The organism is Vibrio sp. 2017_1457_13 (assembly GCF_030851525.1).
GTDB classification, from domain to species: domain Bacteria; phylum Pseudomonadota; class Gammaproteobacteria; order Enterobacterales; family Vibrionaceae; genus Vibrio; species Vibrio metschnikovii.
In genome coordinates, this window is the sequence record NZ_VHTA01000012.1 from 62,090 (window position 1) to 76,938 (window position 14,849).

At 44.1% G+C, this 14,849-nt stretch carries 11 protein-coding genes and 1 pseudogene; 9 read left to right on the forward strand and 3 right to left on the reverse strand.

The annotated features are described in order from the left end of the window. Positions 1-8 precede the first annotated feature (8 nt). The 5 genes from atpA to glmU all read left to right on the forward strand — a co-directional run bounded on the left by atpA (position 9) and on the right by glmU (position 5,841). Positions 9-1,550 carry a F0F1 ATP synthase subunit alpha gene (atpA, locus tag FKN88_RS15745; protein WP_154169709.1) on the forward strand — a complete coding sequence of 514 codons (1,542 nt, stop codon included), beginning with the start codon at positions 9-11 and terminating at the stop codon, positions 1,548-1,550. A 34-nt stretch (positions 1,551-1,584) separates the two neighbouring features. Then, positions 1,585-2,451 carry a F0F1 ATP synthase subunit gamma gene (atpG, locus tag FKN88_RS15750; protein WP_154169711.1) on the forward strand — a complete coding sequence of 289 codons (867 nt, stop codon included), beginning with the start codon at positions 1,585-1,587 and terminating at the stop codon, positions 2,449-2,451. 31 nt (positions 2,452-2,482) lie between these two features. Next, entirely contained in the window at positions 2,483-3,886 is a 1,404-nt protein-coding gene (gene atpD / locus FKN88_RS15755; RefSeq protein ID WP_154169713.1) for a F0F1 ATP synthase subunit beta, read from the forward strand. 24 nt (positions 3,887-3,910) lie between these two features. Beyond that, positions 3,911-4,336: a F0F1 ATP synthase subunit epsilon gene (locus FKN88_RS15760; RefSeq protein WP_040905769.1), complete on the forward strand. Its 426-nt coding sequence runs from the start codon at positions 3,911-3,913 to the stop codon at positions 4,334-4,336. A 146-nt stretch (positions 4,337-4,482) separates the two neighbouring features. Continuing rightward, positions 4,483-5,841: a bifunctional UDP-N-acetylglucosamine diphosphorylase/glucosamine-1-phosphate N-acetyltransferase GlmU gene (gene glmU / locus FKN88_RS15765; RefSeq protein WP_154169715.1), complete on the forward strand. Its 1,359-nt coding sequence runs from the start codon at positions 4,483-4,485 to the stop codon at positions 5,839-5,841. Positions 5,842-5,907: 66 nt separating this feature from the next. On the opposite strand, the gene punC is transcribed toward glmU, so the two are convergent. Beyond that, the gene (punC, locus tag FKN88_RS15770) at positions 5,908-7,110 is read right to left on the reverse strand and encodes a purine nucleoside transporter PunC (protein WP_154169717.1); all 1,203 of its coding nucleotides are present in this window, start codon (positions 7,108-7,110) and stop codon (positions 5,908-5,910) included. A 155-nt stretch (positions 7,111-7,265) separates the two neighbouring features. Here punC and punR point away from each other — a divergent pair, with 155 nt between their 5' ends. Further along, complete coding sequence (gene punR, locus FKN88_RS15775; RefSeq protein ID WP_154169719.1) at positions 7,266-8,174, forward strand: DNA-binding transcriptional activator PunR; 909 nt, start codon at positions 7,266-7,268, stop codon at positions 8,172-8,174. Between the two features lie 48 nt (positions 8,175-8,222). Here the strand turns inward: punR and fadA are convergent, their stop codons facing one another. Further along, on the reverse strand, positions 8,223-9,386 hold the full coding sequence (gene fadA, locus FKN88_RS15780) for an acetyl-CoA C-acyltransferase FadA (RefSeq protein ID WP_154169721.1): 1,164 nt from the start codon (positions 9,384-9,386) through the stop codon (positions 8,223-8,225). A gap of 27 nt (positions 9,387-9,413) precedes the next feature. Further along, a complete protein-coding gene (fadB, locus tag FKN88_RS15785) occupies positions 9,414-11,585 on the reverse strand; it encodes a fatty acid oxidation complex subunit alpha FadB (protein WP_154169723.1) in 2,172 nt (723 codons plus the stop codon). Between the two features lie 219 nt (positions 11,586-11,804). Here fadB and FKN88_RS15790 point away from each other — a divergent pair. The 3 genes and pseudogenes from FKN88_RS15790 (at position 11,805) to hemG (ending at position 14,450) form a co-directional block, all read left to right on the forward strand. Further along, positions 11,805-12,428, forward strand: a pseudogene (locus FKN88_RS15790) (YigZ family protein). A gap of 30 nt (positions 12,429-12,458) precedes the next feature. Continuing rightward, positions 12,459-13,916, forward strand: coding sequence for a TrkH family potassium uptake protein (locus tag FKN88_RS15795; protein WP_004397523.1), 1,458 nt, complete (start codon positions 12,459-12,461; stop codon positions 13,914-13,916). A 21-nt stretch (positions 13,917-13,937) separates the two neighbouring features. Next, a complete protein-coding gene (hemG, locus tag FKN88_RS15800) occupies positions 13,938-14,450 on the forward strand; it encodes a menaquinone-dependent protoporphyrinogen IX dehydrogenase (protein WP_154170722.1) in 513 nt (170 codons plus the stop codon). Positions 14,451-14,849: the final 399 nt, after the last annotated feature.

Consider the following 14,849-nt stretch of genomic DNA (forward strand, 5'->3'; position numbering starts at 1 on the left):
TTGGAGCAATGCAACTTAATTCCACGGAAATCAGCGAAATCATCAGAAAGCGAATTGAAGGTTTCAACGTTGTTTCTGATGCTCGCAATGAAGGTACTATCGTATCAGTAAGCGATGGTATCATCCGTATTCACGGCCTAGCGGACGTGATGCAAGGTGAAATGATTGAACTGCCGGGCGGCAATTTTGCTCTCGCACTTAACCTTGAACGTGATTCGGTAGGTGCTGTTGTCATGGGCCCTTACACTGATCTCAGTGAGGGTATGAAAGTGACCAGTACTGGGCGTATTCTTGAAGTCCCAGTAGGTCCAGAGCTTTTGGGTCGAGTGGTGAACACGTTAGGTGTGCCAATTGATGGTAAAGGTCCGATTGAAGCAAAATTAACTTCTCCAGTAGAAGTGATTGCCCCTGGGGTTATTGATCGTAAATCGGTCGATCAGCCTGTACAAACGGGTTATAAATCTGTTGATGCGATGATTCCTATCGGTCGTGGTCAGCGTGAGCTGATTATCGGTGACCGTCAGACGGGTAAAACCGCTTTGGCGATTGATGCGATCATTAACCAGAAAGATTCAGGTATCTATTCTATCTACGTAGCGATTGGCCAAAAAGCGTCAACCATTGCTAACGTTGTACGTAAACTGGAAGAGCATGGTGCATTGAAAAACACCATCGTTGTGGTCGCTTCTGCTTCTGAATCAGCAGCACTACAATATCTAGCGCCTTATTCTGGCTGTGCCATGGGTGAATACTTCCGTGACCGTGGTGAAGATGCGCTGATTGTTTATGATGACTTATCAAAGCAAGCGGTGGCGTATCGTCAAATCTCGCTATTGTTGCGTCGTCCACCGGGTCGTGAAGCTTTCCCTGGTGACGTTTTTTACCTCCACTCTCGTCTCTTAGAGCGTGCGGCTCGTGTGAGTGAAGTGTATGTAGAACGTTTCACTAACGGTGAAGTGAAAGGTAAAACCGGTTCTTTAACGGCATTACCGATCATTGAAACCCAAGCCGGTGACGTTTCTGCTTTCGTACCAACCAACGTAATTTCGATTACCGATGGTCAGATCTTCCTACAAACTGAGTTATTTAATGCTGGTGTTCGTCCTGCGGTCGATCCCGGTATCTCTGTATCTCGGGTAGGTGGTGCTGCACAGACAAAAATCATCAAAAAGCTCTCTGGTGGTATCCGTACTGCTCTGGCGGCTTATCGTGAACTTGCGGCATTTGCTCAGTTTGCTTCTGATCTGGATGAGGCGACGAAACGTCAGCTTAACCATGGTCAAAAAGTGACTGAATTGATGAAGCAAAAGCAGTATGCACCAATGTCAGTTTTTGATCAGGCGTTGGTTATTTTTGCTGCTGAGCGCGGTTACTTAAGCGATGTCGAATTGAATAAAGTGTTGGATTTTGAATCTGCACTTCTGTCGTATGCTCATTCTCAATATGCCGATTTAAAAACGGAAATTGACAAGACGGGTGCTTACAACGATGAAATTGAAGCTAAGTTGAAAAAGTTAGTGGAAGATTTTAAAGCAACTCAGACTTGGTAATTACAAGCCACATTGTAATTAACGGAGAGTAACGATGGCCAATACAAAAGAGATTCGCAGTAAGATTGGGAGTGTCAAAAGCACTCAAAAAATTACTAAAGCAATGGAAATGGTTGCGGCTTCTAAAATGCGTCGAACTCAAGATGCGATGGAAGGGCCTCGTCCATATTCAAAAACAATTCGTAAAGTCATTGGTCATTTAGCAAACGGTACTTTGGAGTTTACTCATCCTTACTTAGAAGAACGTGAAGCTAAACGTGTTGGGTATATCGTCGTATCCACCGATCGCGGTTTGTGTGGTGGTTTAAACATTAATATGTTTAAAAAAGCCGTTGCGCATATGAATGAATATTCTAGCCGTGGCACTGCGATTGAAATCGCGATGATTGGAAGTAAAGGTAGTTCTTATTTCCGAGGCATAGGAGCAAAAATTGTCGCTCAGAAAACCGGTATCGGTGATGAGCCACAATTAGATGATTTGATCGGTTCTATCAGCGTTATGCTGACTAAGTACAAAGAAGGTGAAATCGATCGTTTGTTCCTAGTGTACAACGAGTTTGTTAACTCGATGACTCAACAACCAAAGATGGAACAATTGTTACCTTTGCCGAAAGCGCAAGAAGATGATTCAGGTCGCAAGCATGCTTGGAGTTACATGTTTGAGTCTGATCAGAACAAACTACTGAATACTTTGATGACTCGTTATATCGAAGCACAAGTATATCAATCCGTAGTGGAAAACTTAGCGTGTGAAATGTCTGCCCGAATGGTTGCGATGAGAGCAGCATCGGATAACGCAGGTAATCTGATTGATGATTTACAACTGGTGTATAACAAGGCTCGCCAAGCAGCCATCACCCAAGAATTGTCAGAGATTGTTAGCGGCGCAGCAGCGGTTTAACAAAGGTAATTAACAGACTAGAGGATTAACGATGGCTACAGGTAAGATCGTACAGATCATCGGTGCGGTAGTCGACGTAGAGTTTCCACAGAGCTCAGTGCCTAGCGTTTATGATGCACTTAACGTTCAAGACTCAAAAGAGCGTCTTGTTCTTGAGGTTCAACAACAGTTAGGCGGTGGTATCATTCGCTGTATTGTAATGGGCAGCTCAGATGGTTTACGTCGTGGAATGACAGTTGAAAATACTGGCGGTCCAATATCAGTACCAGTAGGGGTTAAAACCCTTGGTCGTATCATGAACGTACTCGGTGATGCGATTGACGAGCGCGGAGAAATTGGTGCAGAAGAGACTTACTCTATTCACCGTTTAGCGCCAAGCTATGAAGAGCAATCTAACTCGACAGAGCTACTTGAAACTGGTGTAAAAGTAATTGATTTGATTTGTCCGTTTGCTAAAGGCGGTAAAATCGGTCTCTTTGGTGGTGCCGGTGTAGGTAAGACCGTTAACATGATGGAGCTTATCAATAACATCGCACTACAACACTCAGGTCTTTCTGTATTTGCTGGGGTGGGAGAGCGTACTCGTGAGGGTAACGATTTCTACCATGAAATGCAGGAAGCGGGTGTTGTTAACATCGAAAAACCAGAAGAATCAAAAGTAGCGATGGTTTATGGCCAGATGAACGAGCCACCAGGTAACCGTCTACGTGTTGCTTTGACTGGCTTGACCATGGCGGAGAAATTCCGTGATGAAGGTCGTGACGTATTGCTGTTTATTGATAACATCTACCGCTATACCCTTGCGGGAACAGAGGTATCGGCACTGCTTGGTCGTATGCCTTCTGCGGTAGGTTATCAGCCAACGCTTGCTGAAGAGATGGGTGTACTGCAAGAGCGTATCACGTCAACGAAGACGGGTTCTATCACTTCAGTACAAGCGGTTTATGTACCTGCGGATGACTTAACTGACCCGTCACCAGCGACGACGTTTGCTCACTTGGATGCAACGGTAGTACTTAACCGTAACATCGCGGCAATGGGTCTTTACCCTGCGATTGACCCGCTTGATTCAACGTCTCGTCAGTTGGATCCATTGGTGGTTGGTCAAGAGCATTACGATGTTGCTCGTGGTGTTCAGTCAACGCTACAGCGCTATAAAGAACTTAAAGATATCATTGCGATTTTGGGTATGGACGAGTTGTCTGAATCTGATAAGCAAGTGGTTGCTCGCGCGCGTAAGATTGAGCGTTTCTTAACTCAGCCTTATCACGTAGCGGAAGTCTTTACTGGTGACCCGGGTGTTTACGTATCGCTGAAAGAGACGTTGCGTGGCTTTAAAGGTTTATTAGCTGGCGATTATGATGACATTCCAGAGCAAGCGTTCATGTACTGCGGTACGATTGACGATGCACTTGAGAATGCCAAGAAGCTATAACGCTCAAATCTCCAAGGAGGCTTTATGACAGCATCAGTAACCTTTAACTTAGATGTAGTCAGTGCTGAAAAGCGGATTTTTTCCGGTTGGGCGCGGTCTATTCAAGTCTCGGGTGAAAGCGGAGATTTAGGCGTTTTAGCAGGACACGTCCCTTTACTGACTTACATCAGACCGGGGATGGTGCGTATTGTAACCATAAAAGGTAAAGAAGAAATTATTTACCTTTCTGGTGGCATACTCGAAGTTCAACCGAATGATGTAACGATTTTAGCAGATACTGCGATTCGTGCTGAAGAGCTTGATGAAGCAAAAGCGGCTGAAGCGAAACGCTCAGCAGAAGAGTTGCTAAATGACAATCATGGTGATGTGAACTTTGCGCAGGCATCGAGTGAACTGGCTAAAGCGATTGCTCAGTTACGAGTCATTGATCTAATAAGAAAGCGTCGCTGATCTCTTTTCAGTACGTAATCATAAAAGGCGACCTTTTGGTCGCCTTTTTGTTGGTTTTTTATCAAAAACTTGCACTAGAAAATTAACACGTCTCGTGTTACCCGCTAAAATGCGAGCCATATTTTATATAACGTCATAGGTATCCGATGAAATTTAGCGCTGTGATCCTTGCTGCAGGCAAAGGCACCCGTATGCACTCCCATATTCCTAAAGTGCTGCACACTTTGGCAGGAAAGCCCATGGTCAAACATGTGATTAGCACCTGCCATAATCTTGGAGCACACAATATCCATTTGGTGTATGGGCATGGTGGAGAGCAAATGCAACACGTTCTGGCCGATGAGCCCGTTAACTGGGTTTTGCAAGCAGAGCAACTCGGCACTGGACACGCGGTGGATCAGGCGTCGGATCAGTTTAGAGACGATGAAAAAATCTTGGTTTTGTATGGTGATGTTCCATTGATCTCTGAGCAGACCATAGAAAGTTTACTTGAAGCTCAACCAACGGGTGGTATTGCGCTGTTGACGGTGGTTCTCGATAACCCAACGGGCTATGGACGTATTGTCCGTAAGAACGGCCCAGTGGTGGCGATTGTTGAGCAGAAAGATGCCAGTGAAGAGCAAAAACAAATTAAAGAGATCAACACGGGTGTTATGGTTGCCACGGGTGGAGATTTAAAACGCTGGTTAAAAGGGCTTAATAAGAATAACGCTCAGGGTGAGTATTATTTAACGGATGTGATTGCCGCTGCTCATGATGAAGGGCGGGCGGTTGAAGCGGTACATCCAGTCAGTTCAATTGAAGTGGAAGGTGTCAATGATCGCATTCAACTTGCTCGTTTAGAGCGTGCTTTCCAAGCTCGCCAAGCTAATAAGTTGCTTGAGCAAGGCGTGATGTTGCGCGATCCTGCACGATTTGATCTGCGCGGTGAGTTGCAATGTGGGGTTGATGTCGAAATTGACGTTAATGTCGTGATCGAAGGTCAGGTATCGATAGGCAATAACGTTGTGATTGGTGCCGGTTCAATCCTTATTGATTGTGAGATTGATGATAATACAGTAATTCGTCCCTATAGCATTATTGAAGGGGCAACGGTCGGTGAAGATTGTACCGTCGGTCCATTCAGCCGTTTACGCCCCGGCGCTGAACTGCGTGATGATGCCCATGTCGGTAACTTTGTCGAGATGAAAAATGCTCGCTTGGGTGAAGGCTCAAAGGCCAATCATCTTACTTACCTAGGGGATGCCGAGGTTGGGCAGCGGGTTAATATTGGGGCAGGAGTAATTACTTGTAATTACGATGGGGCTAATAAACATAAAACGATTATTGGCAATGACGTATTTATCGGTTCAGATAGCCAATTGATTGCACCGGTTACGATAGCGGATGGAGCAACGGTTGGTGCGGGAACCACGCTGACTAAGCCTGTGGCCGCTGGTGAGTTAGTGATTACTCGCGCTAAAGAAAAGAAAATTTCTGGGTGGTCACGGCCTATGAAAAAATAAACCGTGTTCTAAACACCATCGCCCGCATCATGCGGGCGATGGTGTTTTTGCACTTCGTTTACGTCGCTATTTATCGCGCACAACGCGAGAGTTATCCGGTGTGGTAAACTGTTGGCTTAAGTGTCGGTTAGCAATGATGTATCCGACCCAAAGACCAAACATACAAATAATAATTGCGACGCCAGTAACCACTTGAGCTTGACTTGCTAATGTAGCGACTAAAGCGCTGGCTAAACTTGCGGCACAAATTTGCAGGCTATTTTGCATACCCGCGGCAGTGGCTGGGCTATGTTTTGCGCTCGATAGTGCACGATTAACTACTATTGGGTAAAGTGCACCATTCGCTACAGCGATCAAACAGAAAGGCGCTAAGATTGGCCAAATAGAGGTGAGTGTCCACTGCGATGCAACAAATATCAGTACCGATGATAAGGTAAATAGGGCGAGTAGTTGCTTAAGGACTTTCTCATCCCCATATTTGTTGACCGATTTTTTACCAATATAACCCCCAACCATGAACGCGATGGTTTGTGGGATAAAGCTCATCCCAATGTCTTTGGCTTCATAACCTAGCTGTGCCATGATTTCTGGCATTCCGGTTAGATAGGCAAAAAAAGCCGCAGAAGCACAAGCAAACATCATCACATTACCGATATAAGCCCGACTTTGGAAAAGATATTTGATATCTTCGGCAATCGATGTTGTTTTCGGATCACCTTTGACGTTGTCTTGTAAACCCGTACAGATAACCAGAGCAACCCCCATCAGAGTGAGCGTAAAGAAAATACTATGCCAGCCGAAGGTATTGGCGAGCAGCACTCCCAATTGTGGTGCCAGCGCAGGGGATAATGCGACTAGTGGCATTATCGTTGCAAAAAGTTGTTGGCTAACTTGACTCGGGTAACGCTTAATCACCATCGCTTGCCAAATAACCGCTGGTGCACAAACCCCAATCGCTTGGACAAAACGTAAACTCAGCAATTGCCATACTTCTTCGCTATAAGCTAAGCCGCAAGAAGCAATGGTAAAAATCACCAGTCCGACAATTAAGGTATTACGATGTCCAAACTTATCGGAGGCTAAGCCCCATAAAAGTTGGCCTATCGCCATCCCCATTAAAAATACCGTCAAAGACAGCGCGATCTGCTCTGGACCTGTCGCAAAATCATGTTCCATGATTTTAAAGGCAGGTAAATACATATCGGTAGCAATAAAGCCGAGCATCGATAGCGCTGATAAGTAAAACAGTTGTAAAGGTGAGACTTTCATTTTTATTCCTATCAAAAAAATTAATTCATTTTTTCTTGTTGTTTGCTATTGATAGCTATGTTCTCTATGGTTATTTATTGTATTGATTATTTTGTATTAAATGAAACGCGAAATTTATTGGTTATCGTTCAAAAAAATTGATTGGTGGGTTGGCTATGTTCTCTAAATCATCTCTGGAAATGCTTGATACCGTTGCCAGATTAGGCAGTTTTACTGCGGCAGCAGAGGTCTTGCATAAAGTTCCCTCGGCGATCAGCTATGGGGTTCGTCAAGTCGAAACGGAGTTGGGGGTGATTTTATTTCGTCGTTTACCGCGAAAAGTGGAATTAACCAGTGCTGGTGAGCTTTTTATGGTCGAAGCTCGCCATTTGTTGCGGCAAATGGAAGAGATTAAATCTCAAACCAGAAGAGCAGCACACGGATGGCAAAAAACCCTTAAATTGACGCTAGATAATGTCGTCAAGCTTGATTGCATCAAACCTATGGTTGAGAACTTTTATCAAACGTTTGAATTTGCCGAGCTACAAATCAATATGGAAGTGTTTAATGGATCGTGGGAGGCGATTTCTCAAGGCCGGGCAGATATTGTGATTGGGGCGACCTCCGCAATACCTGTTGGTGGGGATTTTGAAGTGCGCGATATGGGATTATTAGATTGGGTGTTCGTGTTATCCCCAGATCATCCTTGTGCAGATGTCGATATGTTAACTGAAGAACTGGTGAGCCAATATCCTGCGATTTGTTTGGATGATACTTCCAGTCTATTACCTAAGCGTCATACAGGGCATTATCCAAAGCAGCGACGTCTTTTACTACCCAATTGGTATAGTGCGAAGGAGTGTTTAAAAAAAGGATTAGGGGTAGGTTTTATGCCCAGTCATATGGCTCAACCTTTGCTGTCTTCTGGTCAGTTAATTGCTAAAGATCTCCCTGATAATAAGCCATTAAGTCAATGTTGCTTAGTGTGGCGTAAAGATGAGAACCATCAATTAATTGAATGGATGGTAGATTATTTAGGTGATAGTGAGCAGTTACATCGCGATTGGTTAAAAACTGACGCTTAAAAAGAAGAGCCAGTGATTAAACTGGCTCTTCAAACATAAATCAACGTGTTATGGACGTTCAAAAATCGTTGCTATACCTTGACCTAGGCCAATACACATCGTAGCCAGACCATATTTAGCATCTTTCTCTTCCATGAGGTTGATCAATGTCGTCGAAATACGGGTTCCTGAACAGCCTAAAGGATGGCCTAAAGCAATCGCACCACCGTTTAAGTTGACTTTCTCATCGACTAAATCCATCAAACCAAGATCTTTCGCACAAGGCAGAGATTGGGCGGCAAAGGCTTCATTTAACTCGACGAGATCGATATCAGCCATTGTTAGTCCAGCGCGTTGCAGCGCTTTTTTGGTCGCGGGTACTGGTCCATAACCCATAATCGATGGGTCGCAACCGGCAATCGCCATTGATTTGACTTTAGCGCGAATGGTCAGTCCTAAGGCTTTAGCTTTGGCTTCACTCATGATCAGCATAGCCGATGCGCCATCAGAAAGAGCAGATGAAGAGCCAGCAGTCACAGTTCCATTGGCGGGATCAAAAACTGGACGCAGTTCTGCTAAACCTTCAACCGTCGTTTCTGGGCGGATGACTTCATCATAATCTAGCGTAAATAAGGTTCCATCTGCGCTATGACCTTCGGTCGGTAAAATCTCATTTTTAAAACGGCCTTCGACGGTTGCGGCTTGAGCGCGTTGATGAGAACGAGCCGCGAAAGCATCTTGTTGCTCACGGCTTATGCCATGCAGCTTGCCAAGCATTTCTGCGGTTAAGCCCATCATACCGGCGGCTTTGGCTACGTTCTTTGATAAACCAGGATGGAAGTCAACACCATGATTCATCGGTACATGACCCATATGCTCAACACCACCGACCAAGCAGATCTCCGCATCACCAACCATAATTGCTCGTGCTGCGTCGTGTAAAGCTTGCATCGATGAGCCGCATAAACGGTTGACGGTAACCGCGCCAATGTCTATTGGTAGACCAGCAAGTAAGGCGGCATTACGAGCGACATTAAACCCTTGTTCTAAGGTTTGTTGTACACAGCCCCAATAAATGTCTTCGATCTCTTGCGGATTGACTTGTGGGTTACGAGCCAATATTCCCTTCATCAGATGAGCCGAGAGATCTTCAGCGCGCTGGTGGCGAAATGCTCCGCCTTTCGAACGTCCCATTGGCGTACGAAGGCAATCAACAATCACTACAGTATTCATTTTGTTATTCCTTTTCCAAATCACTGTTTATAAAGAAGCCGGAGCAGGGATGGGGTAAAAGCGCTGCCCTTTTTCTGCCATATCCAGTAACAGTTGTGGTAGGTGATACATCGCGCCTAAATGCTGATGCTGTCTGGCCATCGCAATGTATTGCTCTAAACCGATGGTATCGAGGTAGCGGAAAACCCCACCACGGAATGGAGGGAATCCTAAACCGTAGACCAAGGCCATATCGGCTTCTTGAGGAGAAGCAATAATTCCCTCTTCTAGACATAGCACGACTTCGTTGATCATCGGAATCATCATGCGTTCAATGATCGTTTGAGCTTCAAAAGGCTGTGGGTTGGCACAGACGTCAGCAAGAAGAGGTAAAATTTCATCCGAGAAGTTTTTCTTCGGTTTGCCTTTTTTATCTATCGAGTAGCTATAGAAGCCATGACCATTTTTTTGGCCATATTTATTGGCTTCATAAAGAACATCGATCGCATCACGGCCTTGTTTACCCATTCGTTCAGGAAAACCTTCTGCCATGACCGCTTGTGCGTGATGGGCGGTATCAAGACCAACCACGTCGAGTAAATACGCGGGTCCCATTGGCCAGCCAAACTGACGTTCCATAACTTTATCGATTTGGGTGAAATCAGCACCATCACGTAATAGCAAGCTGAAACCACCGAAGTAAGGGAACAGAACACGGTTAACGAAAAAGCCCGGACAATCATTAACGACAATTGGCGATTTACCCATTTTGGCCGCATAAGCGACAACGCGATTAATGGTATCGTCAGAGGTTTTCTCGCCACGAATGATCTCAACTAATGGCATACGATGCACAGGATTAAAAAAGTGCATACCACAGAAGTTTTCTGGGCGTTTCAGTGATTTGGCGAGCAAATTAATCGGAATAGTTGACGTATTGGACGTAATGATCGTGTTATCCGAAACTTGGCTTTCAACTTCACTCAATACCGCTGCTTTAACTTTAGGATTTTCGACTACTGCTTCAACAATCACATCGGCCTGTTCTATACCCGCATAATGTAAGCTTGGGGTGATGGAAGCAAGAATGCCCGCCATTTTGAAGCCATCAATTTTACCGCGTTCTAGTTGCTTATTGAGTAGTTTAGAAGCCTCGGTCATGCCTAGGTCGAGTGAAGGCTGAGCGATATCTTTCATCAAGACTGGCACACCTTTACTGGCAGATTGGTAAGCGATACCGCCTCCCATAATGCCGGCGCCCAATACAGCTGCACGTTGGGTGTCTTGGCTGGCTGATTTAGCCGATTGTTTCGCTAATCCTTTAATGTGTTGATCATTTAAAAAGAGACCCACTAACGCTTGAGCTTCGGTTGATTTCGCCAATTTGATGAAGTGCTGGCGTTCAATATCCAGTGCTTCATCGCGTGAGCTACGCGCGGCTTGTTCAATGGTGACTACTGCGGTCATTGGCGCGGGATAATGTTTACCAGCGACTTGAGCAACAACACCTTTTGCCATGGTAAAGCTCATCATGCTTTCCATTTTGCTTAAGGTTAACGGTGACGTTTTTTGTTGGCGTCGTCCTACCCAGTCAATTTTCTCATTAATCGCTTGAGTGATGGTATTGAGTGCGGATTCAAGTAGCTTATCGCTGTCGACAATCGCATCAAGTAAGCCTAACTTAAGCGCTTCCTCAGCTCGGCAGGCTTTACCTTGAGTGATGATTTCCATTGCGCTGTCAGCGCCAATCAAACGTGGTAGGCGAACGGTCCCACCAAATCCAGGCATGATCCCGAGCTTGGTTTCTGGTAGTCCAATGCTGGTTGTCTTATCGCCGATTCTAAAGTCAGTAGCAAGTACACACTCACAGCCACCACCTAAAGTGAAACCTGTTAAGGCAGATAAGGTTGGGACTGGTAGGTCTTCTAATTTGTTAAAGATAGTGTTAGCAAACACTAACCACTGATCAAGCTCAGCATCAGGCATCGCAAATAAACCTAAAAACTCAGTAATATCAGCACCGACGATAAAAGCAGGTTTATTTGAAGTCAGGATCAGTCCTTTTAATCCAGAGTGCTGGTGTAAAGCATCTAGAGCTTCATTAAGTGCGGTAAGGGTTGCTAGATCAAGTTTATTGACGGATTCAGGAGAGCAAAAGTTCAGCTCTGCGATACCATCTTGCAATTCCTTTACCTGTAGGGTTTTGGCTTGGTAAATCATTGTCTATCTCCGTGACATACAATCCGGCGATTGCGTGTGAGAGTGTTGTGGTATTAATGTTCTGGTTTGACCAGTTTTTTCAGTTTGAACGGGAGATAGATTAATTTCAATACATTTTTTAAACAAGTGTTTAACATTGTGCGCTTGTTACCAATCCGAGCCGACTTTTGTTACGTTCGTGATACACTAAGTCACCTTTTTACGATCGACTATTGAGTTATGAACGTTCAGTCTTATCCTATTCCAGCAGAGGCCTGCTTGTTTGAGGAAGAGATAAAAAAAAGCCGCTTTCTCACTTATCTTACTCATACCTCTGGAGTTGAAGAAGCTAAGGCATTTATTGCTTCTATTAAGCAACAGCATCCCGATGCGCGACATCATTGCTCAGCATTTATCGCAGGACGGCCTGAAAACTCAACGTTATGGGGCTTTAGTGATGATGGTGAACCTTCTGGTACGGCGGGTAAGCCGATGCTTGCACAATTATCAGGTTCTGGAATTGGAGAAATTACCGCTGTCGTCACACGTTATTATGGTGGCATTTTGCTTGGTACAGGAGGGTTAGTAAAAGCCTACGGTGGCGGGGTATAGCAAGCGCTTAAGCAGCTTCAAATAAATGAGAAAAAAATCACCACAAAAGTATTGCTAACGTTAGACTACAGTTTTATTGCCTTAGCTCAATCGATCATGAATGAGCATGAAGCCAAACAGGTTGAAGCTCAGTACCATGATAATGTGCAGATTATCATGGAGTTACCTTGGGGTAACCTGAATGATTTTACACAAAATATTATTAACAAGAGTGGTGCTAAAATTCTTGTTACTCACATAGAACATACTTAGGAAGTCAGAAGCAGAGCTTCGTCATTTTTTATGCAATTTCGTTCAATTATTCGAATCGTCGGGCTATTGCTCGCTTTGTTTAGTGTGTCTATGTTGATACCGGCTTCTGTTGCCTTAATCTATGGTGATGGTGCCGGTGTGCCTTTTGTCTCTACTTTTTTCGTGCTTTTTATTTTAGGGAGCTTGCTATGGCTGCCTAATCGCCACCATCGCCATGAGTTAAAAGCACGAGATGGATTTTTGATTGTTGTTTTATTCTGGACCGTTATTGGTAGTGCTGGAGCACTGCCGTTTTTATTAGCGGACAACCCAAATGTGTCTGTAACCGATGCCTTTTTTGAATCGTTCTCTGCCTTAACGACCACGGGAGCAACGGTGATTGTTGGCCTTGACGATTTGCCTAAAGCGATTCTTTTTTATCGTCAGTTTTTACAATGGTTTGGTGGAATGGGGATCATCGTTCTCGCTGTGGCTATCTTACCAGTGTTGGGGATTGGGGGAATGCAGCTCTATCGTGCAGAAATTCCTGGCCCAGTTAAAGACAATAAAGTGACTCCGCGAATAGCTGAAACGGCGAAAGCCTTATGGTATATCTATTTAAGCCTAACTATTGCTTGTGCGGCAGCGTATTGGTTTGCTGGTATGACGCTGTTTGATGCAATATGTCATAGCTTCTCAACCATTGCGATTGGTGGTTTTTCAACCCATGATGCGAGTATCGGATACTTTGACAGTTATGCGATTAATCTGATCACCGTAATTTTCTTACTCATTTCTGCTTGTAACTTTACTCTTCACTATGCCGCCTTTGCTACAGGAGGCGTTCATCCTAAATATTATTGGGCTGATAGGGAGTTTCGAGCTTTTATCCTGATCCAAGTGATTTTATTTATCATCTGTTTTCTGGTCATTCTTAAGCATCATAGTTATGACTCGCTATACCATGCTTTTGATCAAACGCTGTTTCAAACGGTTTCTATATCCACTACCGCTGGCTTTACGACGACGGGTTTTTCTGAGTGGCCGCTCTTTTTACCGGTTTTATTATTATTTTCTTCTTTTATCGGTGGCTGCGCTGGTTCGACAGGCGGCGGGATGAAAGTGATCCGAGTGTTCTTATTAACATTACAAGGTGCACGTGAAATGAAGCGTTTGGTGCACCCAAGGGCTATTTATCCGATCAAGTTAGGTGATAGCGCTCTACCACAACGGGTTGTTGATGCCGTTTGGGGTTTTTTTTCTGCGTACGCTTTAGTATTTGTGGTCTGTATGTTGGCGTTAATCTTTACTGGAATCGATGAATTAACCGCCTTTTCTGCGGTAGCCGCGACGTTAAATAATCTTGGTCCAGGACTTGGCGAGGTTGCGTCTCATTTTGCGGATATTAACGATGCGGCTAAATGGATTCTGATCGTATCTATGCTATTTGGTCGACTAGAGATATTCACATTACTTATTTTACTCACGCCTACTTTTTGGCGTAGCTAAGGGGATTTCGTGAAAATATTGATGTTATATTCGTCCCGTGAAGGACAAACTAAGAAAATCATCCAGTTTATCGCTAATAAGCTTGTTGGTAGTCAATGTGAGATTCAGGACTTACAACACTACACTGCAGAAGACTTATCAACTTACGATAAAGTTCTTATTGGCGCATCCATTCGTTATGGTCGATTGAATCCTCAGCTTTATTCATTTATAGCAGCGAACCAGAGTTATTTACAGCAAAACAAGTGCGCTTTTTTTTGCGTTAATCTTACGGCTCGCAAAGAACAACAAGGTAAAGATACTCCTGAAGGGAGTGTTTATATTCAAACCTTCTTAAAAAAATCGCCTTGGAAGCCGAGTTTGATCGGTGTTTTTGCTGGTGCTTTATATTATCCGCGTTATGGTCTGTTCGATAAGATGATGATTCGCTTTATTATGAGTTTAACTGGTGGAGAAACGGATACTACGAAAGAGGTGGAGTACACAAATTGGCAAAAGGTGACTAATTTCGCTAATCAGTTTAATCAGATGTAACGAAATATGGTTGATTTTGTTCTGTTTGCTTTGTTTTTGTACGCTTGTTTATTGATTGGCAAAAAAGTTCAAAAAAGTGCTTGCCAATGTGATGTTGATCTCTATAATGCCGCCTCGCTGACAAGGTAAAGCTTAAATTATTAAGCCAGTCAGTAAGTTGTTTTAAAAAGGTTTTTACCTTGAAAAGATAAATGAAAAAAGTGTTTGACACGAAAGTTTATCTCGCTAAAATAGCTGCCTCTTCCGAGTTGACTAAGTTAACCAGGAAGCGTTCTTTAACAATTTAAACCAATCAATCTGTGTGGGCACTCGTTGATGATAATCAAAATGCTTAGCAATAAGCACTTCGGTTTCAATGAACTGAGTGACCAAATTGATAGCGCTTTTAGCACTATCGGC

Coding starts and splice junctions, on each gene's coding strand:
- hemG (WP_154170722.1), top strand. CDS start 13,938: ATGTTATATTCGTCCCGTGAAGGACAAACTAAGAAAATCATCCAGTTT.
- FKN88_RS15760 (WP_040905769.1), top strand. CDS start 3,911: ATGACAGCATCAGTAACCTTTAACTTAGATGTAGTCAGTGCTGAAAAG.
- fadB (WP_154169723.1), bottom strand. CDS start 11,585: ATGATTTACCAAGCCAAAACCCTACAGGTAAAGGAATTGCAAGATGGT.
- punR (WP_154169719.1), top strand. CDS start 7,266: ATGTTCTCTAAATCATCTCTGGAAATGCTTGATACCGTTGCCAGATTA.
- fadA (WP_154169721.1), bottom strand. CDS start 9,386: ATGAATACTGTAGTGATTGTTGATTGCCTTCGTACGCCAATGGGACGT.
- glmU (WP_154169715.1), top strand. CDS start 4,483: ATGAAATTTAGCGCTGTGATCCTTGCTGCAGGCAAAGGCACCCGTATG.
- atpA (WP_154169709.1), top strand. CDS start 9: ATGCAACTTAATTCCACGGAAATCAGCGAAATCATCAGAAAGCGAATT.
- punC (WP_154169717.1), bottom strand. CDS start 7,110: ATGAAAGTCTCACCTTTACAACTGTTTTACTTATCAGCGCTATCGATG.
- FKN88_RS15795 (WP_004397523.1), top strand. CDS start 12,459: ATGCAATTTCGTTCAATTATTCGAATCGTCGGGCTATTGCTCGCTTTG.
- atpD (WP_154169713.1), top strand. CDS start 2,483: ATGGCTACAGGTAAGATCGTACAGATCATCGGTGCGGTAGTCGACGTA.
- atpG (WP_154169711.1), top strand. CDS start 1,585: ATGGCCAATACAAAAGAGATTCGCAGTAAGATTGGGAGTGTCAAAAGC.